Genomic DNA, 17,050 nt, shown 5'->3' with positions numbered 1-17,050 from the left:
ATCTTTTCTTACTTCTCACGTCACTAACCTAAGCTGCAACGCGAAATCAATGGTACGGGAGGAGAGACTTGAACTCTCACACCTTGCGGCACCAGAACCTAAATCTGGCGTGTCTACCAATTCCACCACTCCCGCACTGATTCTCTTTTTCCTGAGAAAGGTGTCAGCCCTATGTCTAAAGCAAAGCTTTAACTAACTGACTAAACTCTAGTTTGACATCTTGAGAAGATGGTAGCAATGGCGGGACTTGAACCTGCGACCCCAGCATTATGAGTGCTGTGCTCTAACCAGCTGAGCTACATTGCCACTTTATTTCTTTCTGCCCTCTATCGCGAGGACGGGGCGTATTATGCTTATTCAGGGTATCGAGGTCAACCGCTTTTTTTCGCATTTTGAATCATTATTGCTTGTTCGGCTATAACTTCACCAAACTGGATACTGATTCTACAATAATTAGCTAATAAACCGACAGCCTAAGCAGCAAAATATTATTTAACGCTAAGTTTTACTTTTTTCCAAGTAGAAATAGCTATTTTAGCGCATTGATGAAAAATCATCAGACTTACTTTTACACTTTCTTGTGTATGAACGCCGCTATGTTTTGGCGCTTAAAAAGCCCACTTATTATATCAGTGGGCTTGTGCACAATTGACTTGGCCAATCTCGCAAAAATGTAGTGACATTGGTGCTGCAATCAATGATTAGACATTAAATAAGAAGTGCATTACATCGCCATCTTTAACGATATAACCTTTACCTTCTACACGCAGTTTACCTGCATCTTTAGCACCAGCTTCACCATTATGCTCAATGAAATCATCATAAGACACAACTTGTGCACGAATAAAACCACGCTCAAAGTCAGTGTGGATAACACCTGCAGCTTGCGGCGCTGTAGCGCCCACTTTAACAGTCCAAGCGCGTACTTCTTTTACACCAGCAGTGAAATAGGTTTGAAGATTAAGCAAGCTGTAACCACCACGAATTACGCGGTCAAGGCCAGGCTCATCAATACCTAAATCAGCCATAAACTCTTCACGCTCTTCTTCATCCATCTCAGCAAGCTCAGACTCGATAGCTGCACAAACTGGTACAACAACGGCGTTTTCAGTTTCAGCAATCGCACGTACGGCATCAAGATGAGCATTATCTTCAAAGCCATCTTCTGATACGTTTGCAATGTACATCGTTGGCTTTAAAGTTAAGAAGTTTAAGTAACGAATCGCTGCACTTTCTTCTTTAGTCAGTTCAACTGAACGTAACATGCCACCTTCATCAAGTGTTGGGCGAAGCTTTTCAAGCACTTCAACCTCAAACTTAGCATCTTTATCACCGCCTTTAGCACGCTTTTGTTGGCGTAAAACGGCACGCTCTAAGCTTTCTAAGTCAGCAAGTGCTAATTCGGTGTTAATCACTTCAATATCACGCGCAGGATCGACACTATCAGCTACGTGAGTGATGTTTTCATCTTCAAAACAACGTACTACATGGCCGATGGCATCTGTTTCACGAATGTTCGCTAGAAATTTATTACCTAAGCCTTCACCTTTTGATGCACCTGCAACTAGGCCGGCGATATCAACGAATTCCATTGTAGTTGGTAACACACGTTGTGGGTTAACAATGGCTGCTAACGCATCAAGGCGTTGATCCGGTACAGGAACGACACCTGTGTTTGGCTCAATTGTACAAAACGGAAAATTAGCCGCTTCAATTCCAGCCTGTGTTAGTGCATTGAACAGGGTAGATTTACCTACGTTTGGTAAACCAACAATGCCGCATTTAAAACCCATAGTGATACCTTTTACTTGTCTAAATGGTTCTTTCGAACCTTGAATCAGTGCCCTGCAGAATAAACTTATGCGTTACTCTGCTTTAAAGGAATGCAACCTGTGCATTGCCTTTGCCATATCTTGTTTGAACAAAACTTCAGTAGAACGCACAGCTTCATCCACTGCCGCATCCATACACTCTTGCTCTTTTGCTGGTGCTTTACCTAGCACATAGCCACTCACACGATTTTTATCGCCTGGATGACCAATACCGATACGTAATCGGTAAAATCCTTTATTATTTCCCATCTTAGCGATGATATCTTTTAAGCCGTTATGACCGCCATGGCCGCCACCTAACTTAAATTTAGCAACACCAGGAAGCATATCTAATTCATCGTGCGCCACGAGTATTTCTTCAGGCTCAATCCGAAAAAAATTCGCTAAGGCTGAAACTGACTTACCGCTTAAATTCATAAACGTAGAGGGGATCAGCAATCTGACATCTTTGCCATGTAATACAGTACGAGCAGTCAAACCAAAATATTTGCTGTCAGCTTTTAAAGGAGCATTACAAATACGCGCTAACTCTTGCACATACCATGCGCCCGCATTATGGCGGGTTTGGGCATATTCGGCCCCTGGATTGGCTAAGCCAACAATCAGTTTAATGTTACTCATTATCACCAAAACTATCTGTATTGCGCTGTCATACTAGCCAATCTCGCTGACTGCTAGCGATAAAAGGCGGCATTTTAACACCCTATTGCACAGGCAACAAACACACTGAACAAAATATGATGCACATAAAAGAAAGCAAGGCTAAAAACCTTGCTTTCTTTTCTGTCTCTTTAATATGTAATTAGTATGCGTTAATTGATACCGATTGCGTACTTGAGCACTTTTCGTTTTATCGCGTTATCCATATTTGCCAGCTTTAACGCACCATTTCGGATGAACTTCAATGGCAAAATATCATTACTGAAACCAGCATAGAACACATCCATGGCAGTCATCATCAATTGATTATCATAATAACGTTTACGCTGATATTGCTTTAATACGTTATTGCTATGCCAGTTGTTGTTACTACCAATAGCACTAGCTACTTCAGTAATCAGCACATCCACATCTTTAAAACCAATATTAACACCCTGCCCTGCTAGCGGGTTAATGGTGTGGGCCGCATCACCTAAAATCACCACATTGCTTTGATAATATTGCTGTGCGTGTCGTCGGGTAAGAGGAAAACTACCACGCGCTTCTACAGTAAAACCGGGATCAAGTCGATCAGGGAAGTGCTGACGAATTTTCGTGGCCAATTGATTAAGGGGTAATTGCATTAACTGTTTGATTTTAGCTGGAGAGTCATACCAAACCAGTGATGCTTTTTGATCCGGTAAAGGTAATAAGCTTCTTGGTCCATCTGGCGTGAATTGCTGCCAAGTGACAGGCGCTATTGGGTTATCTAGTGCCACATTAATCAACATAGCTGATTGTGCATAATCCCAACCTGTAATACCAATTCCAGCCCACTGCCTAACTTGCGAGTTTGCCCCATCCGCGCCCACCAATAGTGATGTGGTGAACTCACCACCCTGCTCAAGCTCAACTACAACATTGAACTCATTATCACGGCTAAATTTGGCAACCTTTTCAGGGCATAACACATCAATATTATCTACAGATTCGATTTGCTGCCACAGGCTTAATTGAATGAGCCGATTTTCGAAAAAGTAGCCGAGATGCGGCTGATCTATTTGCTCAGCATTAAACTGAGTCATGAAGCCATCTATTTCCCAGGTTTCCAACCCCGTGTAAGCCAAATGGCGCATGGATAACAAATTGTCCATCACGCCTAAGCGAGATAGCAGTTTTGCAGAAGCGACACTGATAGCCGATACTCTCACATCCATAGGCTGTGCAGCTTCAAATGCCGTTGGCGCAAGTGCTTCAATCATCGCCACTGACAACCCAAGTTGGCCAAGACCTAAAGCCGTTGCTGCACCGACCATACCACCACCCACAACCACAGCGTCATAATGAGCTTGAATGTCAGCTGTAGAAGTTGAAGAAGTAGACGAACTCGCTAGCGCGTTTGGAGTTTGTTGCATCGTGCTTTCCTGCAAAAATAAAAAACATTACTCGTAAGTGTGACTAAATATGTCAAAGTCTTACAAAGTGTGTGTTTACTGCTCAAAATGTGAGCAAGTGTTGCTATTGGCTCATTATGCACACTTAGTTACAAAGGCCAGTGCTAAACTTATAAACCCTTTCCTAAACTGAAACTGTCTTATGAATATCCCATTCAATGGATAAGAGAGTAAATCATGGAAAGTCACACACTATTACTACATGCTAAAAGGGCGTTCAGTAGAACACTAGGTTTAACCTTGTTAGTCGGCGTTGCTTCATTTGGCACTTTCGTCAGCCCAAATGCAATCGCTCAGCAAGATGATCCCCTGTTAATCACTGAAACTGCATCACAAGCAGTTGCACCTGAAATGGAAATCATCACTGTTATATATCGCGATGCGTTTAATTATGCCTTATATCAGCAAACCTCGGAACTGATAACCGCTTTTAGGCAAGAATTGACACAAGATATTATGTTTGATGCACGTAATCAAAGTAAAACAATGGCTCAGGAATTTGGGATTTCGCTAGCATTTTCAGCAGAGTTAGAAGGAAACCCTAATTCATTACAATATGAAGGGGTAATTGCTGCACCGCAATAATGCCTGAGTAATGCTAGCCACAGAGAGTTACAACAGGTAAAATATCGCGCTATTTTTACTATGGGTTATCGGCGAGCAGTGATGAGTAAGAAACTTCATATCAAAACCTGGGGCTGTCAGATGAATGAATACGATTCATCTAAGATGGCTGACTTACTTGACGATTATCAAGGTTATACCTTGACAGAAGAAGCGTCTGAAGCAGATGTATTACTACTTAATACTTGCTCAATTCGTGAGAAAGCACAGGAAAAGGTGTTCCACCAGCTTGGTCGTTGGAAGAACTTAAAGGATAAAAATCCTAACCTCATCATTGGCGTCGGTGGCTGCGTAGCTTCCCAAGAAGGCAAAGCTATAAAACAACGTGCTAAATGCGTTGATATCGTATTTGGCCCGCAAACCTTACACCGTCTACCAGAAATGATTGGTCAGGTGCAAAGGGGTGAGAAAGCGGTCATTGACGTGAGCTTCCCTGAGATCGAAAAATTCGATCGTTTGCCTGAGCCAAGAGCTGAAGGCCCTACCGCGTTTGTATCTATTATGGAAGGCTGCAGTAAATATTGCTCTTTCTGCGTCGTGCCATATACCCGAGGTGAAGAAGTCAGTCGCCCAGTTGATGATGTGATTTTAGAAGTTGCTCAACTTGCTGCTCAAGGCGTACGTGAAGTCAACTTACTTGGCCAAAATGTGAATGCTTATCGCGGTGCAACCCATGATGATGACATTTGCACATTTGCCGAATTACTGCGTTTAGTGGCCAGCATTGATGGTATTGACCGCATTCGCTTTACCACCAGCCACCCAATAGAATTTAGTCAAGACATCATTGACGTATATGAAGATACACCTGAATTAGTCAGTTTCTTACACTTACCTGTTCAGTCAGGTTCAGATCGCATCTTAACGCAAATGAAGCGCGGCCACATGGCACTTGAATTCAAGTCTATTATTCGCCGTTTACGTAAAGCGCGCCCAGATATTCAAGTGAGCTCAGACTTTATCATCGGTTTCCCTGGTGAAACTCAGCAAGACTTTGAAGATACCATGAAGCTAATTGAAGCAGTCAATTTTGACCATAGCTTTAGCTTTATCTACAGTGCGCGTCCAGGCACGCCTGCTGCTGATTTACCTGATGATGTATCAGAAGATGAGAAGAAGCAACGTCTATCGATTTTACAAGATCGTATTACTCAGCAAGCTATGCGGTACAGCCGCCAGATGCTAGGCACTGTGCAGCGTATTTTGGTTGAAGGACCATCGGTGAAAAACCCAATGGAGTTGCGTGGCCGTACTGAAACAAACCGCGTTGTGAACTTCGAAGCGCCTCATACCCATATTGGCAGTTTTGTGGACGTAGAGATTGTCGATGTCTATACCAACTCTTTACGGGGTGAGTTTATTCGTGGTGAAGATGAAATGGATCTACGTAAGAGCTTACGCCCAGAAGATATTCTGGCGAAACATAAACAAGATGATGACTTAGGCGTAAGCCAGTTTACACCGGAGTAAACAGATATCATCATGATTTTAAAGGCGGCATTGCCGCCTTTTGCTATTTTTGTCGCTGGATATCTTTCACGATAATACCAATCACAATAACAGTAAATGTGAGATGCTTGTTCGGCCAAAACTAGCAATTGCTGAATTAGCCTCGTAAACTATCCTTAACACAGTCGTATTGAAACCTTGTTTGGAGAGATAATTGACCGATAAAGTCACTACCATGAATTTGTATCTGGAACCTTCAGATACCCGCCGTTTATCTTCATTATGCGGCCCATTTGATGACAACATTAAACAGTTAGAACGTCGCCTTGGCGTTGAAATTATCCACAAGAATAACCACTTCACGATTGTGGGCTTGCCACGTAATGCGCTCAATGCAAATAACTTACTGAAACAGTTATACATTGAAACTCAACCAGTTCGCGGCAGTACGCCTGATTTAGAACCTGATACTGTGCATTTGGCTATTCAAGAAGCCATTGCCATTGAAGCCGACCATTCTGATACAGATAAAGGGCTTCATATCAAAACAAAGCGTGGCGTGATCAAACCGCGTAATCCAAACCAAAGTGCTTATGTAAGTAATATTGCTCGCCATGACATCAGCTTCGGCATTGGCCCTGCTGGTACAGGTAAAACATACCTTGCAGTTGCAGCTGCAGTTGATGCGTTAGAGCGCCAAGAAGTGCGCCGTATCTTATTGACTCGTCCAGCAGTAGAAGCCGGCGAAAAGCTAGGATTCTTACCTGGAGATTTAAGCCAAAAAGTCGACCCATATCTGCGCCCTTTATATGATGCATTATTTGAAATGATGGGCTTTGAGCGAGTAGAAAAGCTGATTGAGCGCAATGTCATTGAAGTGGCTCCACTGGCCTACATGCGAGGCCGTACACTCAATGATGCATTTATCATTTTGGATGAAAGCCAAAACACGACCGTTGAGCAAATGAAAATGTTCTTAACCCGTATTGGTTTTAATTCACGCGCAGTCATCACAGGCGATATAACCCAAATTGATTTACCTCGTAGCCAAAAGTCTGGCCTACGACACGCCATTGAAGTGTTAAGTAAAGTGCCTGAAATCAGCTTCAACTTTTTCGTCGCGCAAGACGTTGTTCGTCACCCTGTAGTGGCGCGCATTGTTGAAGCCTATGAAGCCTTTGACCAGCAGCAAGAACGTGAGAAAGATGCAAAACATAAGGCATATTTAGCCAAACAGTCAGTTGATGCAGGCAACGAACAGGTCTCGCACACAAATGGCGACGTGGCTAACACACTTGCACCTGAGCAAGAGAGTGCATCTTTATTAGCCGACAACGAGCAAGGTTCACCTCAATGAGTTTAGCTTTGACGCTTGATTTACAAATTGCCACCGAGCACGCCGCGCTGCCCAGTCAACAAGACTTTGAACTGTGGGCGCGTACAGCGATAGGCAATGGTATGGATGAGGCTGAACTCACCATTCGCTTGGTGGATGATGCTGAAAGCCAACAATTGAACCACAGCTATCGCGGTAAAGATAAACCCACTAATGTATTGTCGTTCCCTTTTGAGTCCCCACCTGAGGTTGAATTGCCACTTTTAGGTGATCTGATCATTTGCGTAAATGTGGTACAAAAAGAAGCGATTGAACAAAATAAACCCTTGCAAGCGCATTGGGCACATATGGTTATTCATGGCTGCTTGCATTTGCTAGGGTATGACCATATTATCGATGAAGAAGCCGAGGAAATGGAGTCTCTTGAGACTCAACTAATCCAAGGCCTTGGCTATGACACCCCTTATAAGGAAACCTAAAAAAATCTGTAACTTAAGCGAATAATACTGCTATTACCGATTTTGGATAAAACTATGAGTGACGAGATCCCCCCGAGTACAAACGCCCCTAAGAAAAGTTGGCTTGATAAAATAAACCAAATCTTCCAGGGCGAACCTCAAAATCGCGAAGACCTTGTTGAAGTGATTGATGATGCTGAACAGCGTGACTTAATTACCGAAGACACCCGCGAAATGATTAAAGGTGTATTAGAGGTTACTGACATGCGTGTACGGGATATTATGATCCCTCGAGCACAAATCGTCACCCTTCAGATAGACTCAAACGTTGACCAAGTATTGAATACCGTTATTGAGTCAGCTCACTCTCGTTTTCCTGTCGTCAACGAAGACAAGGATCATATCGAAGGCATTTTACTCGCTAAAGATTTGATCAAATATGGCTTCAAACAAACTGAAACGCCTTTTTCTCTTGCACAAATCATCCGTCCAGCGGTTGTTGTGCCAGAAAGCAAACGTGTTGATGTTTTATTAAAAGAATTCCGCTCCCAGCGTTATCACATGGCTATTGTGGTTGATGAGTACGGCGGTGTTTCAGGTCTAGTCACCATTGAAGATATTCTCGAAGAAATTGTGGGTGAAATTGAAGATGAATTTGACCATAGCTCAGTCGAAGATACTGAGATCAAAAAAGTCGGTAACTCGGTATTTTTGATTAAAGCATTGACTGAAATTCAAGACTTTAACCAAGCTTGTGGCACAAACTTCAGTGATGAAGAGTTCGATACAGTTGGTGGACTTGTGTCCCACGCATTTGGCCACCTACCAGAGCGTAACGAAAGCATTACCATTGAAAATATCGAGTTTACAGTGACTAATGCCGACAGCCGCCGCCTCAACCAATTACGCGTCAAGTTACCTGAAGCGTATATCAGTGAAGATTCAACAGACTAACCTGTGCTTACCACTTCATTATTTAAATCCAAAGCAGGACTATTTCATCTGGCGACAGCATTTGCTGCTGGCGCCAGTACTGCTTTGGCATTTGCGCCCTATTCTATTTGGGCCATTTATCCTCTCGCGCTGGCCTTTGTACTTTTCCAGAGCCGAAGCTTCACACCAAAGCAAAGCCTGCAATACTGGTTAAGCTTCGGTTTTGGCTGTTTCGGTGTCGGCATTAGCTGGGTACACGTCAGCATTGATACCTTTGGTGGCATGCCATTATTTGTATCGATTAGCTTAATGGTGCTACTTGCTCTCTATTTAGCAATCTACCCCGCATTATGCGGTTGGTTATTAGCCAAATTACGACCTAATCACTCTAGTCATTGGCACTATCTAGCTTCATTTCCCGCACTATGGATAATCACCGAATGGCTAAGAGGCTGGGTTCTTACAGGTTTCCCTTGGTTATGGGCTGGCTATAGCCAAACCAGTGGCCCACTGAGTGAGTTGGCCAGTGTGATTGGTGCCATGGGCTTAAGCTTTGTTATTGCGATATTCGCGGCAAGCTTGGCACTGCTAGCAATGAAAAAGTGGCTTGCGGTGACCATACTGACGCCCTTATTAATCGCTGCGGCGATAGTTGCACCTAAGCTTAATCCCATTGAACCAACAGGTGATGAAGTCAAAGTTGCTCTGGTTCAAGGAAACATTGCACAAAGCATGAAATGGGAGCCTGAGAATCTTTGGCCGACCATGCTCAAATATATGGATCTGACCCGAGACCATTACGATGAAGTATCCAGCTTAGACATTGTTATTTGGCCAGAAGCTGCGGTTCCCGCACCAGAAATAATGGTTGATGACTTTTTAATGAGTGCCAATCAATCAGCGCATTTAAATAACCTCGCCATTATCACCGGCATAATCAGTAAAAAGCCCACAGGCTATTACAATGCGCTTGTGGTATTGGGCAATCACGATCAAAAACAGCAAGCCCAGCCAGATTATCAAGTGAACGGCAGCAATGAGTTTCTTAAACATCATTTATTACCGGTAGGGGAGTTTGTCCCATTAGAAGATTGGTTACGTCCTTTAGCACCTTTTTTCAACTTACCCATGTCATCATTTCAACGAGGTGACTTTCAGCAGCAAAACCTTAATGCAGTGGGTTATCAAGTCTCACCCGCTATTTGCTACGAGATAGTATTTCCCGAGCAAGTACGCGCCAACACAAATCAAGATACAGACCTGTTGTTAACCGTATCTAATGATGCTTGGTTTGGCACTTCAAATGGTCCATTGCAACACATGGAAATAGCACAAATGCGCGCCATTGAAATGGGTAAGCCATTACTGAGAGGAACAAATAACGGAGTCACTGCGGTAGTTAACCCATATGGTCAAATTACCGAGCAATTACCCCAATTTGAAACCGGTGTACTGGTTGCCGAAGTCCCGCTATATCATGGTGAAACATGGTTTAAACGCATGGGGCAAAAACCAATATTAATAATGTCTGCTCTGTTTTTATTGGTAGCAGTGATAAGACAAAGAAGGTTATTGGTAAAAAGCTAATCTAGAACCGGCAAAGTTAAGTACCTCCCCCTGAAATATAAAAAATATGCAGAGTGACTAGGCTAATTAGCAACAATTAGCCTTACTCTGCACCTTCAAACTCAAGCTTGATATAACCTTACACTGATTTAAGGCGTTAAGGCTTCACGACTAAACTCTGCACCATCGCACTTAGGGCAATCAGGGATCAGACTTGGAAACTCAATTTCCATTTCGTGGTGGCACTGGTTACATACCATTTTTCCTTGATTGACTACTTCTCCTGAGCGATAAACCCCTTGATGCACTAGGTCACTAGTCACCTCATGCCATTCCACTTGGCTACGATCAGATAGCTCACCTAGCCAATGCCAAAGTTTGTTCTCCATGGCAATCACACTCGGGCTCATTCTAATATCATCAGCATTTGTCTGTTTTATAAAGTTAGAAATGTCTCGCTTTAAAAAATCTTCGACTAAATCCAGTTCTTCTTCTTTCGCAGCTGATTTGAGTTTTAAGTACTCTTTCCCTTGTACGACAGATAGGAACAAACTTTTAGCAGTCAAAGAGTTATCTTCAGCGTACTGTTGTTTAACTTGGTCGATTAAGGCTTGATATAGGTCTAATAAAGCGGAACTTCTCTTACTCATAGTCAATACTCCTTCATCCGAACCTTTTTAATACATCACTTCTAGTTTATTCTATGCAGTTATTCGTCACGCTAATGAGCGTTAGATCAAACAATGGGCGGCATAGCCGGAAATAGATTGATGCAAGAGCAATATAATCCCTCAGAAATTGAATCCTCAGTACAACAGCACTGGGATACCAAAAAAACATTTGAAGTCACCGAAGATGCAAACAAAGAGAAGTTTTACTGCCTCTCAATGTTCCCTTACCCTTCAGGTCGACTGCATATGGGACACGTGCGTAACTATACAATAGGTGATGTTGTGTCTCGTTACCAACGTTTACAGGGTAAAAATGTGCTTCAACCTATCGGCTGGGACTCATTTGGTCTACCTGCTGAAAACGCGGCCATTAACAACAAAACCGCACCAGCCCCCTGGACATACGAAAACATCGATTACATGAAGAACCAGCTTAAGTTATTGGGCTTTGGTTATGATTGGAGTCGTGAAATCGCCACTTGTACACCTGAATACTATCGCTGGGAGCAATGGTTCTTTACCAAGCTTTACGAAAAAGGTCTGGTTTACAAAAAGACAGCTTCAGTAAACTGGTGTCCAAACGATGAAACTGTACTAGCGAATGAGCAAGTACAAGACGGTTGTTGCTGGCGCTGTGACACAGAAGTTGTTCAAAAAGAAATTCCACAGTGGTTTATTAAAATCACTGATTATGCAGAAGAGTTACTCAATGACATTGATCAATTAGACGAGTGGCCTGAGCAAGTTAAATCAATGCAACGCAACTGGATTGGTCGCAGTGAAGGTATCGAAATGACCTTCAATGTTGCAGACTGTGATGCGACATTCGATATCTATACCACTCGCCCTGATACTGTCATGGGCGTCACTTATGTTGCTGTTGCAAGTGGCCACCCTCTCGCTGAACAGGCGGCAAAGAACAATCCAGAAGTTGCCGCTTTTGTTGAAGAGTGTAAGAACGTTGATACAACCGAAGCGGCAATGGCTGCGATGGAGAAAAAAGGCGTTGCAACCGGTCTTTACGCAGTTCACCCAATCACTGGTAAGCAAGTCCCTATTTGGGTCGCTAACTTTGTATTGATGAATTACGGTACTGGCGCGGTCATGTCTGTACCTGCGCACGATCAACGTGACTATGAGTTTGCCACCAAATACGGCCTAAGTATTGAAGCTGTGATTAAGCCTGAAGAAGGTGAACTTGATATCAGCGCTGAAGCTTACACAGAAAAAGGTATTCTGTTTAACTCTGGTGAATTTGATGGCTTAGCTTTCCAAGCTGCATTTGATGCTATCGACGCTAAATTAGCGGCAGAAGGCAAAGGCAAGCGCCAAGTGAACTTCCGTTTACGTGACTGGGGCGTATCGCGCCAACGTTACTGGGGGGCGCCAATTCCAATGGTGACTCTAGAAGACGGCACTGTCATGCCAACACCTGAAGAACAGCTTCCTGTTGTACTTCCTGAAGATGTGGTCATGGACGGCATTCAGAGCCCAATTAAAGCTGACAAAGAGTGGGCGAAAACCACTGTGGATGGTCAGCCTGCACTTCGTGAAACTGATACTTTTGATACCTTTATGGAATCATCTTGGTATTACGCGCGTTACTGTAGCCCGCAAGCAGATCAAATGCTTGATCCTGCAAAAGCGAACTACTGGTTGCCTGTTGATCAGTACATTGGTGGTATTGAGCACGCGTGTATGCACCTACTGTACTTCCGCTTCTTCCACAAATTGCTACGCGATATCGGTTTAGTTGACTCAAATGAGCCCGCTAAACGTCTATTGACTCAAGGTATGGTATTGGCTGACGCTTACTACTACACCAACGAGAAAGGCGCACGAGTTTGGGTATCGCCATCTGATGTAACAGTACAAGAAACCGATGATAAAGGCCGTGTCACCAAAGCGGTTGACTCTCAAGGTAACGAATTGGTTTACACCGGCATGAGCAAGATGTCGAAGTCGAAAAACAATGGTATTGATCCACAAGAAATGGTGGATAAATACGGCGCTGACACAGTACGTTTATTCATGATGTTTGCTGCACCACCTGAGCTAACGCTTGAGTGGCAAGAGTCTAGCGTAGAAGGTGCACACCGTTTCATCAAACGTTTATGGAAAACTACCCATGATCACGTTGCAGGTGGTGAGGTAGTAACACTTGACCCTAAAGCGCTTGATAACAATCAAAAAGCCTTACGTCGCGAGCTACATAAAACCATCGCTAAAGTTAGTGATGATATTGAGCGTCGTCAAATGTTCAATACTGCTATTGCCGCTATCATGGAATTGATGAACAAGCTGCAAAAAGCACCAAGCAAAAATGATCAAGACCGTGCATTGATGCAAGAAGCTCTTTCTGCGGTTACACGTTTGCTTTACCCAATTATTCCTCATACTTGTTTTAGCATGTGGCAATCATTAGGTAATCAAACTGATATCGAAGAAAGCCTATGGCCAACAGTTGATGAATCAGCCTTAGTTGAAGACAGCAAACTCATTGTTGTTCAAGTTAACGGTAAAGTTCGCGCAAAAATCACTGTGGCGGCAGATGCATCTAAAGATGATGTAGAAGCTGCAGGCATGGCTGAAGCACAAGTACAAAAATACACCGACGGTCTCAATATCGTTAAGGTGATTTACGTACCGGGTAAGTTATTGAGCATCGTTGCTAAATAATGATTCAGTGCTAAGTCGATAGTGAACATAAGGTTCAGGGTTATTGACCCTGAACCTTAAAATACTTTGTTAACCCTTATCAATGGGGCTTAAATCATTTCTATAGAAGCATTGATTTAAAATCATAAAATTAGAAAGCATTGATTTGAAACCATAGATTTAAAACCATTGATAAGTGTTAATACAATAATAGGATGCATGACACCATATGCCCGCTTTCAAGCTAAATAGTGCCCCGTTTTGGCTTTGCCTAATCATAGTTACCAGCCTCGTATCAGGTTGTGGCTTTAAGCTACAGCGTAATTATTCTATCCCAGCTGAGCTGTCTACCTTGCATTTAAGCAGCGCTGACAAATACAGTGAGCTCACTCGCCTGTTAGGTGACCGTTTACGTGTTCAGCGTGTAGAAATGGTGCCAGCAAGTGATGATGTACCTGTACTTCGTTTACACAGTGATTCACTTGAGCGTGCGACACTGTCGCTCTACCCCACTGGTAACGTGGCAGAATACGAGTTGATTTACCAAGTGCATTTTTCTGTGACCTTGCCAGAGCAAGAGCCTCAAGTCTTTGACACTTCCATTCGCCGTGACTACAAAGACGATCCTCGTACTGCACTAGCAAAAAGTCGTGAAATGGAACTGTTAGTGAAAGAAATGCGAATACAAGCCGCTGACCGTATCGTGCAAACACTCGCCAGTATCGGAAACCATTAATGCGCGTCTACCCAGATCAAGTTAATCGCCACCTGTCCCCCTTGCCTCAAGTTTGCATGGTGTTTGGTGATGACCCTTGGCTGGTTGAGCACACCAAACAAACGCTAATTACAGCGGCAAAACAGCAAGGTTTTGAAGAGCGAATACAACTCTCTCAAGAAACAGGCTTCAGCTGGAACGATCTAATCCAAGAATGGCAATCGATGAGCTTATTCGCCAGCCGCCGCATCATAGAGTTAACCTTACCCAATGCAAAGCCTGGTGCTGATGGTTCAGGAGCTTTTCAAACACTACTTGCACAAGCTAACCCAGATATTTTGTTGATTTTACAAGGCCCAAAACTAGGTCTTGAACAAACCAATAGCAAGTGGTTTAAATCGCTCGATAAAGCTGGTCTCTACATTCCTTGTGCTACCCCAGAAGGGAAACAGTTTGAACGCTGGCTCGATAGCCGTATTAGTCATTACCAGCTCACTATCCATCATGATGCTAAAGCGATGATGTTTAGCTTGTTTGAAGGCAATTTATTGGCCGCAGAACAAGCTCTGCAAATGCTGCAACTACTCAGTCCTGAACAAGATATTACCGCTCAACACTTACAAGAATATTTCGAAGATCAATCGCGCTTTAGTGTTTTTCAGTTAACAGATGCCCTACTACTAAACCATCATAAGCAAGCACAGCATATGCTGTCACAGCTACAAGGTGAAGGTACAGCCATGCCGATTCTAATGTGGGCATTATTTAAAGAAATAAACCTATTACTGACATTAAAGCTTGGCATGTCACAAGGAACGCCTTTAGCTAAGTTATATTCTCAACACCGAATTTGGGACAAGCGTAAACCCCTGTATCAAGCAGCATTACAGCGCTTAGAGCTAGATCAAATCTCACATATGCTCGCTTTTGCTTCAAAACTCGAATTAAATTTAAAACAGCATGGTGCAGAAGATTGGGTAGGTACCAGTCACTTGTGTTTGTTATTTGATCCTCGTGCCCATAACCGTTTGGCACATATTGAATTATCTTGAGGCTAGCATGCGTATAGGTATTGTTGGCGGCACATTTGACCCTATTCATTTAGGCCATATACAACCCGCTTTAGCCGCGCTGACCCAGCTCCAGCTTGATAAGCTTTGGCTAATGCCAAACCATATTCCGCCACATAAAAATGGTGCCCATGTCAGCACTGAGCATCGTATTGCGATGGTGAAAGACATTTGTCAGCAATATCCACAATTCGAACTGTGCGATATTGAAATAGAACGCGATTCTCCCTCTTATTCCGTGACGACATTAGGCTTGCTTAAGCAAACTTATCCGCAGCACACGTTTTATTTCATCATGGGCATGGACTCATTTGTGAACTTGCCTTCTTGGTATCAATGGCAATCATTATTCGACTATTGCCATATCGCCCTTTGTGCAAGACCGGGATGGACATCGCCAACGGATAACGTCATGCAGCTGCAATTACATGAGCGTATTTGTAATAATCCAACCATACAATCAGACGGTGGGCATATATTTAGAGTCGATGCGCCAATGCTTGCCATTTCATCGACTGAAATCCGTCAACACTTGCAGCAAAACAAGCCGCTTTCAACATGGCTAGCCAAGTCTACCCAAGAATATATTGAGCAATATCAGCTATATCGATAAACCGTATAATTACACTCCAGACTAGTGCGATAACCAAAGCAAACAAACTCTGCAACATGAAACCTCATTCGCTTCAAATATTCACTAAGCTAACTGCTTCATAATTGCGCATTGATAGGCATTTTGCGTATAATGCCCCGTTATTTTTGACTAATGAGGTACTTCGCGTGCAAAGCACCGAACTGAAAGAATTTGTTCTCGATAAAATCGATGACTTAAAAGCTAAAGACATCACGGTTTTAGATGTGACGAATCAATCGACTATCACTGAAACCATGATTATCTGTACTGGTACATCTAAAACCCACGTAAAAGCCATCAGCGAGCATGTGATTGTTGAAGCTAAAGCGGCAGGTGAACCACCAATCGGTGTTGAAGGGCGTGACAGCAGTGAGTGGATTCTAGTTGATTTAGGTGATGTGATCCTTCACATCATGCAAGATCAAACTCGTGAATACTACCAGCTTGAAAAGCTATGGACTGAGCAAGACGCTTAATGAAGTTACAACTGATTGCCGTTGGCACTAAAATGCCAGCTTGGGTTACCACAGGGTTTGAAGAGTATCAACGCCGCTTCCCACGGGATATGGCATTAGAGTTGATAGAAATTCCTGCTGGGAAACGTGGTAAAAACGCCGACATCGCACGTATTCTTCACAAAGAAGGTGAGCAAATGTTGGCCGCCATTGGTAAAGGCAATCATATTGTAAGTCTGGATTTACCAGGCAAAAACTGGACCACACCACAATTAGCAAAGCAAATGGAAAAGTGGCAACTTGATGGACGAGATGTCAGCTTGCTAATTGGTGGACCAGAAGGCTTAGCGCCTGCATGTAAGGCGGCAGCTCAGCAAAGCTGGTGTCTATCAGCGTTAACCTTACCCCACCCTCTAGTCAGAGTATTGGTCAGTGAAAGCCTATACCGAGCCTGGAGTGTAAACAATAATCACCCTTATCATAGAGAATAATCTGTGACCGTCTCAGCCAGTGGAGGCTTTTGTTCACTGCCGCTAACTGATAAAGTGAATTATTC

At 43.3% G+C, this 17,050-nt stretch carries 16 protein-coding genes and 2 tRNA genes; 12 read left to right on the top strand and 6 right to left on the bottom strand.

What is annotated here, in order from left to right; genetic code table 11:
* Positions 1 to 50: 50 nt before the first annotated feature.
* From ACHUGF_RS08865 to ACHUGF_RS08845, 5 genes are all read right to left on the bottom strand, one after another.
* Positions 51 to 135, bottom strand: a tRNA-Leu gene (locus tag ACHUGF_RS08865).
* 94 nt (positions 136 to 229) lie between these two features.
* A tRNA-Met gene (locus tag ACHUGF_RS08860) sits at positions 230 to 306 on the bottom strand.
* A 395-nt stretch (positions 307 to 701) separates the two neighbouring features.
* Positions 702 to 1,793, bottom strand: a complete 1,092-nt coding sequence (gene ychF / locus ACHUGF_RS08855) for a redox-regulated ATPase YchF (protein ID WP_394130491.1) — start codon at positions 1,791 to 1,793, stop codon at positions 702 to 704.
* A 72-nt stretch (positions 1,794 to 1,865) separates the two neighbouring features.
* Positions 1,866 to 2,453 carry an aminoacyl-tRNA hydrolase gene (gene pth, locus ACHUGF_RS08850; protein ID WP_394130490.1) on the bottom strand — a complete coding sequence of 196 codons (588 nt, stop codon included), beginning with the start codon at positions 2,451 to 2,453 and terminating at the stop codon, positions 1,866 to 1,868.
* Positions 2,454 to 2,644: 191 nt separating this feature from the next.
* Positions 2,645 to 3,886, bottom strand: a complete 1,242-nt coding sequence (locus ACHUGF_RS08845; RefSeq protein WP_394130488.1) for an FAD-dependent monooxygenase — start codon at positions 3,884 to 3,886, stop codon at positions 2,645 to 2,647.
* 216 nt (positions 3,887 to 4,102) lie between these two features.
* Here ACHUGF_RS08845 and ACHUGF_RS08840 point away from each other — a divergent pair, with 216 nt between their 5' ends.
* From ACHUGF_RS08840 to lnt, 6 genes are all read left to right on the top strand, one after another.
* On the top strand, positions 4,103 to 4,510 hold the full coding sequence (locus ACHUGF_RS08840) for a hypothetical protein (protein ID WP_394130487.1): 408 nt from the start codon (positions 4,103 to 4,105) through the stop codon (positions 4,508 to 4,510).
* Positions 4,511 to 4,591: 81 nt separating this feature from the next.
* Positions 4,592 to 6,019 carry a tRNA (N6-isopentenyl adenosine(37)-C2)-methylthiotransferase MiaB gene (gene miaB / locus ACHUGF_RS08835; protein ID WP_394130486.1) on the top strand — a complete coding sequence of 476 codons (1,428 nt, stop codon included), beginning with the start codon at positions 4,592 to 4,594 and terminating at the stop codon, positions 6,017 to 6,019.
* Positions 6,020 to 6,212: 193 nt separating this feature from the next.
* Positions 6,213 to 7,355 (top strand): PhoH family protein, encoded by a 1,143-nt coding sequence (locus tag ACHUGF_RS08830; protein WP_394130485.1) that lies wholly within the window; start codon positions 6,213 to 6,215, stop codon positions 7,353 to 7,355.
* Positions 7,352 to 7,813, top strand: a complete 462-nt coding sequence (gene ybeY, locus ACHUGF_RS08825) for an rRNA maturation RNase YbeY (RefSeq protein WP_394130483.1) — start codon at positions 7,352 to 7,354, stop codon at positions 7,811 to 7,813. The genes ACHUGF_RS08830 and ybeY overlap by 4 nt, the downstream gene beginning before the upstream one ends.
* A gap of 54 nt (positions 7,814 to 7,867) precedes the next feature.
* Positions 7,868 to 8,746 carry a CNNM family magnesium/cobalt transport protein CorC gene (corC, locus tag ACHUGF_RS08820; protein WP_394130482.1) on the top strand — a complete coding sequence of 293 codons (879 nt, stop codon included), beginning with the start codon at positions 7,868 to 7,870 and terminating at the stop codon, positions 8,744 to 8,746.
* 3 nt (positions 8,747 to 8,749) lie between these two features.
* Complete coding sequence (gene lnt / locus ACHUGF_RS08815; RefSeq protein ID WP_394130481.1) at positions 8,750 to 10,312, top strand: apolipoprotein N-acyltransferase; 1,563 nt, start codon at positions 8,750 to 8,752, stop codon at positions 10,310 to 10,312.
* Between the two features lie 128 nt (positions 10,313 to 10,440).
* On the opposite strand, the gene ACHUGF_RS08810 is transcribed toward lnt, so the two are convergent.
* Complete coding sequence (locus tag ACHUGF_RS08810; RefSeq protein ID WP_394130480.1) at positions 10,441 to 10,941, bottom strand: zinc ribbon-containing protein; 501 nt, start codon at positions 10,939 to 10,941, stop codon at positions 10,441 to 10,443.
* A gap of 120 nt (positions 10,942 to 11,061) precedes the next feature.
* Here ACHUGF_RS08810 and leuS point away from each other — a divergent pair, with 120 nt between their 5' ends.
* The 6 genes from leuS (at position 11,062) to rlmH (ending at position 16,985) form a co-directional block, all read left to right on the top strand.
* Positions 11,062 to 13,641, top strand: coding sequence for a leucine--tRNA ligase (gene leuS / locus ACHUGF_RS08805; RefSeq protein ID WP_394130479.1), 2,580 nt, complete (start codon positions 11,062 to 11,064; stop codon positions 13,639 to 13,641).
* A 208-nt stretch (positions 13,642 to 13,849) separates the two neighbouring features.
* Entirely contained in the window at positions 13,850 to 14,356 is a 507-nt protein-coding gene (locus ACHUGF_RS08800) for an LPS-assembly lipoprotein LptE (RefSeq protein ID WP_394130478.1), read from the top strand.
* Positions 14,356 to 15,387, top strand: coding sequence for a DNA polymerase III subunit delta (holA, locus tag ACHUGF_RS08795; RefSeq protein WP_394130477.1), 1,032 nt, complete (start codon positions 14,356 to 14,358; stop codon positions 15,385 to 15,387). The genes ACHUGF_RS08800 and holA overlap by 1 nt, the downstream gene beginning before the upstream one ends.
* 7 nt (positions 15,388 to 15,394) lie before the next feature.
* Positions 15,395 to 16,018 (top strand): nicotinate-nucleotide adenylyltransferase, encoded by a 624-nt coding sequence (nadD, locus tag ACHUGF_RS08790; RefSeq protein WP_394130475.1) that lies wholly within the window; start codon positions 15,395 to 15,397, stop codon positions 16,016 to 16,018.
* Positions 16,019 to 16,185: 167 nt separating this feature from the next.
* Complete coding sequence (gene rsfS / locus ACHUGF_RS08785) at positions 16,186 to 16,515, top strand: ribosome silencing factor (RefSeq protein ID WP_394130474.1); 330 nt, start codon at positions 16,186 to 16,188, stop codon at positions 16,513 to 16,515.
* The gene (gene rlmH, locus ACHUGF_RS08780) at positions 16,515 to 16,985 is read left to right on the top strand and encodes a 23S rRNA (pseudouridine(1915)-N(3))-methyltransferase RlmH (protein WP_394130472.1); all 471 of its coding nucleotides are present in this window, start codon (positions 16,515 to 16,517) and stop codon (positions 16,983 to 16,985) included. The genes rsfS and rlmH overlap by 1 nt, the downstream gene beginning before the upstream one ends.
* The last annotated feature ends 65 nt before the right edge of the window (positions 16,986 to 17,050 follow it).

Source organism: Shewanella maritima (assembly GCF_043643735.1).
GTDB lineage: Bacteria > Pseudomonadota > Gammaproteobacteria > Enterobacterales > Shewanellaceae > Shewanella > Shewanella maritima_A.
Note: the sequence above shows the minus strand (reverse complement) of the source record. Positions and strands in the feature narration are given on the sequence as shown.

Excerpts from the sequence above, each read along its gene's own strand:
- holA (WP_394130477.1), top strand. The coding sequence starts at position 14,356 with ATGCGCGTCTACCCAGATCAAGTTAATCGCCACCTGTCCCCCTTGCCT.
- ybeY (WP_394130483.1), top strand. The coding sequence starts at position 7,352 with ATGAGTTTAGCTTTGACGCTTGATTTACAAATTGCCACCGAGCACGCC.
- ACHUGF_RS08840 (WP_394130487.1), top strand. The coding sequence starts at position 4,103 with ATGGAAAGTCACACACTATTACTACATGCTAAAAGGGCGTTCAGTAGA.
- ychF (WP_394130491.1), bottom strand. The coding sequence starts at position 1,793 with ATGGGTTTTAAATGCGGCATTGTTGGTTTACCAAACGTAGGTAAATCT.
- pth (WP_394130490.1), bottom strand. The coding sequence starts at position 2,453 with ATGAGTAACATTAAACTGATTGTTGGCTTAGCCAATCCAGGGGCCGAA.
- ACHUGF_RS08800 (WP_394130478.1), top strand. The coding sequence starts at position 13,850 with ATGCCCGCTTTCAAGCTAAATAGTGCCCCGTTTTGGCTTTGCCTAATC.
- leuS (WP_394130479.1), top strand. The coding sequence starts at position 11,062 with ATGCAAGAGCAATATAATCCCTCAGAAATTGAATCCTCAGTACAACAG.
- corC (WP_394130482.1), top strand. The coding sequence starts at position 7,868 with ATGAGTGACGAGATCCCCCCGAGTACAAACGCCCCTAAGAAAAGTTGG.
- miaB (WP_394130486.1), top strand. The coding sequence starts at position 4,592 with ATGAGTAAGAAACTTCATATCAAAACCTGGGGCTGTCAGATGAATGAA.
- nadD (WP_394130475.1), top strand. The coding sequence starts at position 15,395 with ATGCGTATAGGTATTGTTGGCGGCACATTTGACCCTATTCATTTAGGC.
- ACHUGF_RS08845 (WP_394130488.1), bottom strand. The coding sequence starts at position 3,886 with ATGCAACAAACTCCAAACGCGCTAGCGAGTTCGTCTACTTCTTCAACT.
- ACHUGF_RS08810 (WP_394130480.1), bottom strand. The coding sequence starts at position 10,941 with ATGAGTAAGAGAAGTTCCGCTTTATTAGACCTATATCAAGCCTTAATC.
- rlmH (WP_394130472.1), top strand. The coding sequence starts at position 16,515 with ATGAAGTTACAACTGATTGCCGTTGGCACTAAAATGCCAGCTTGGGTT.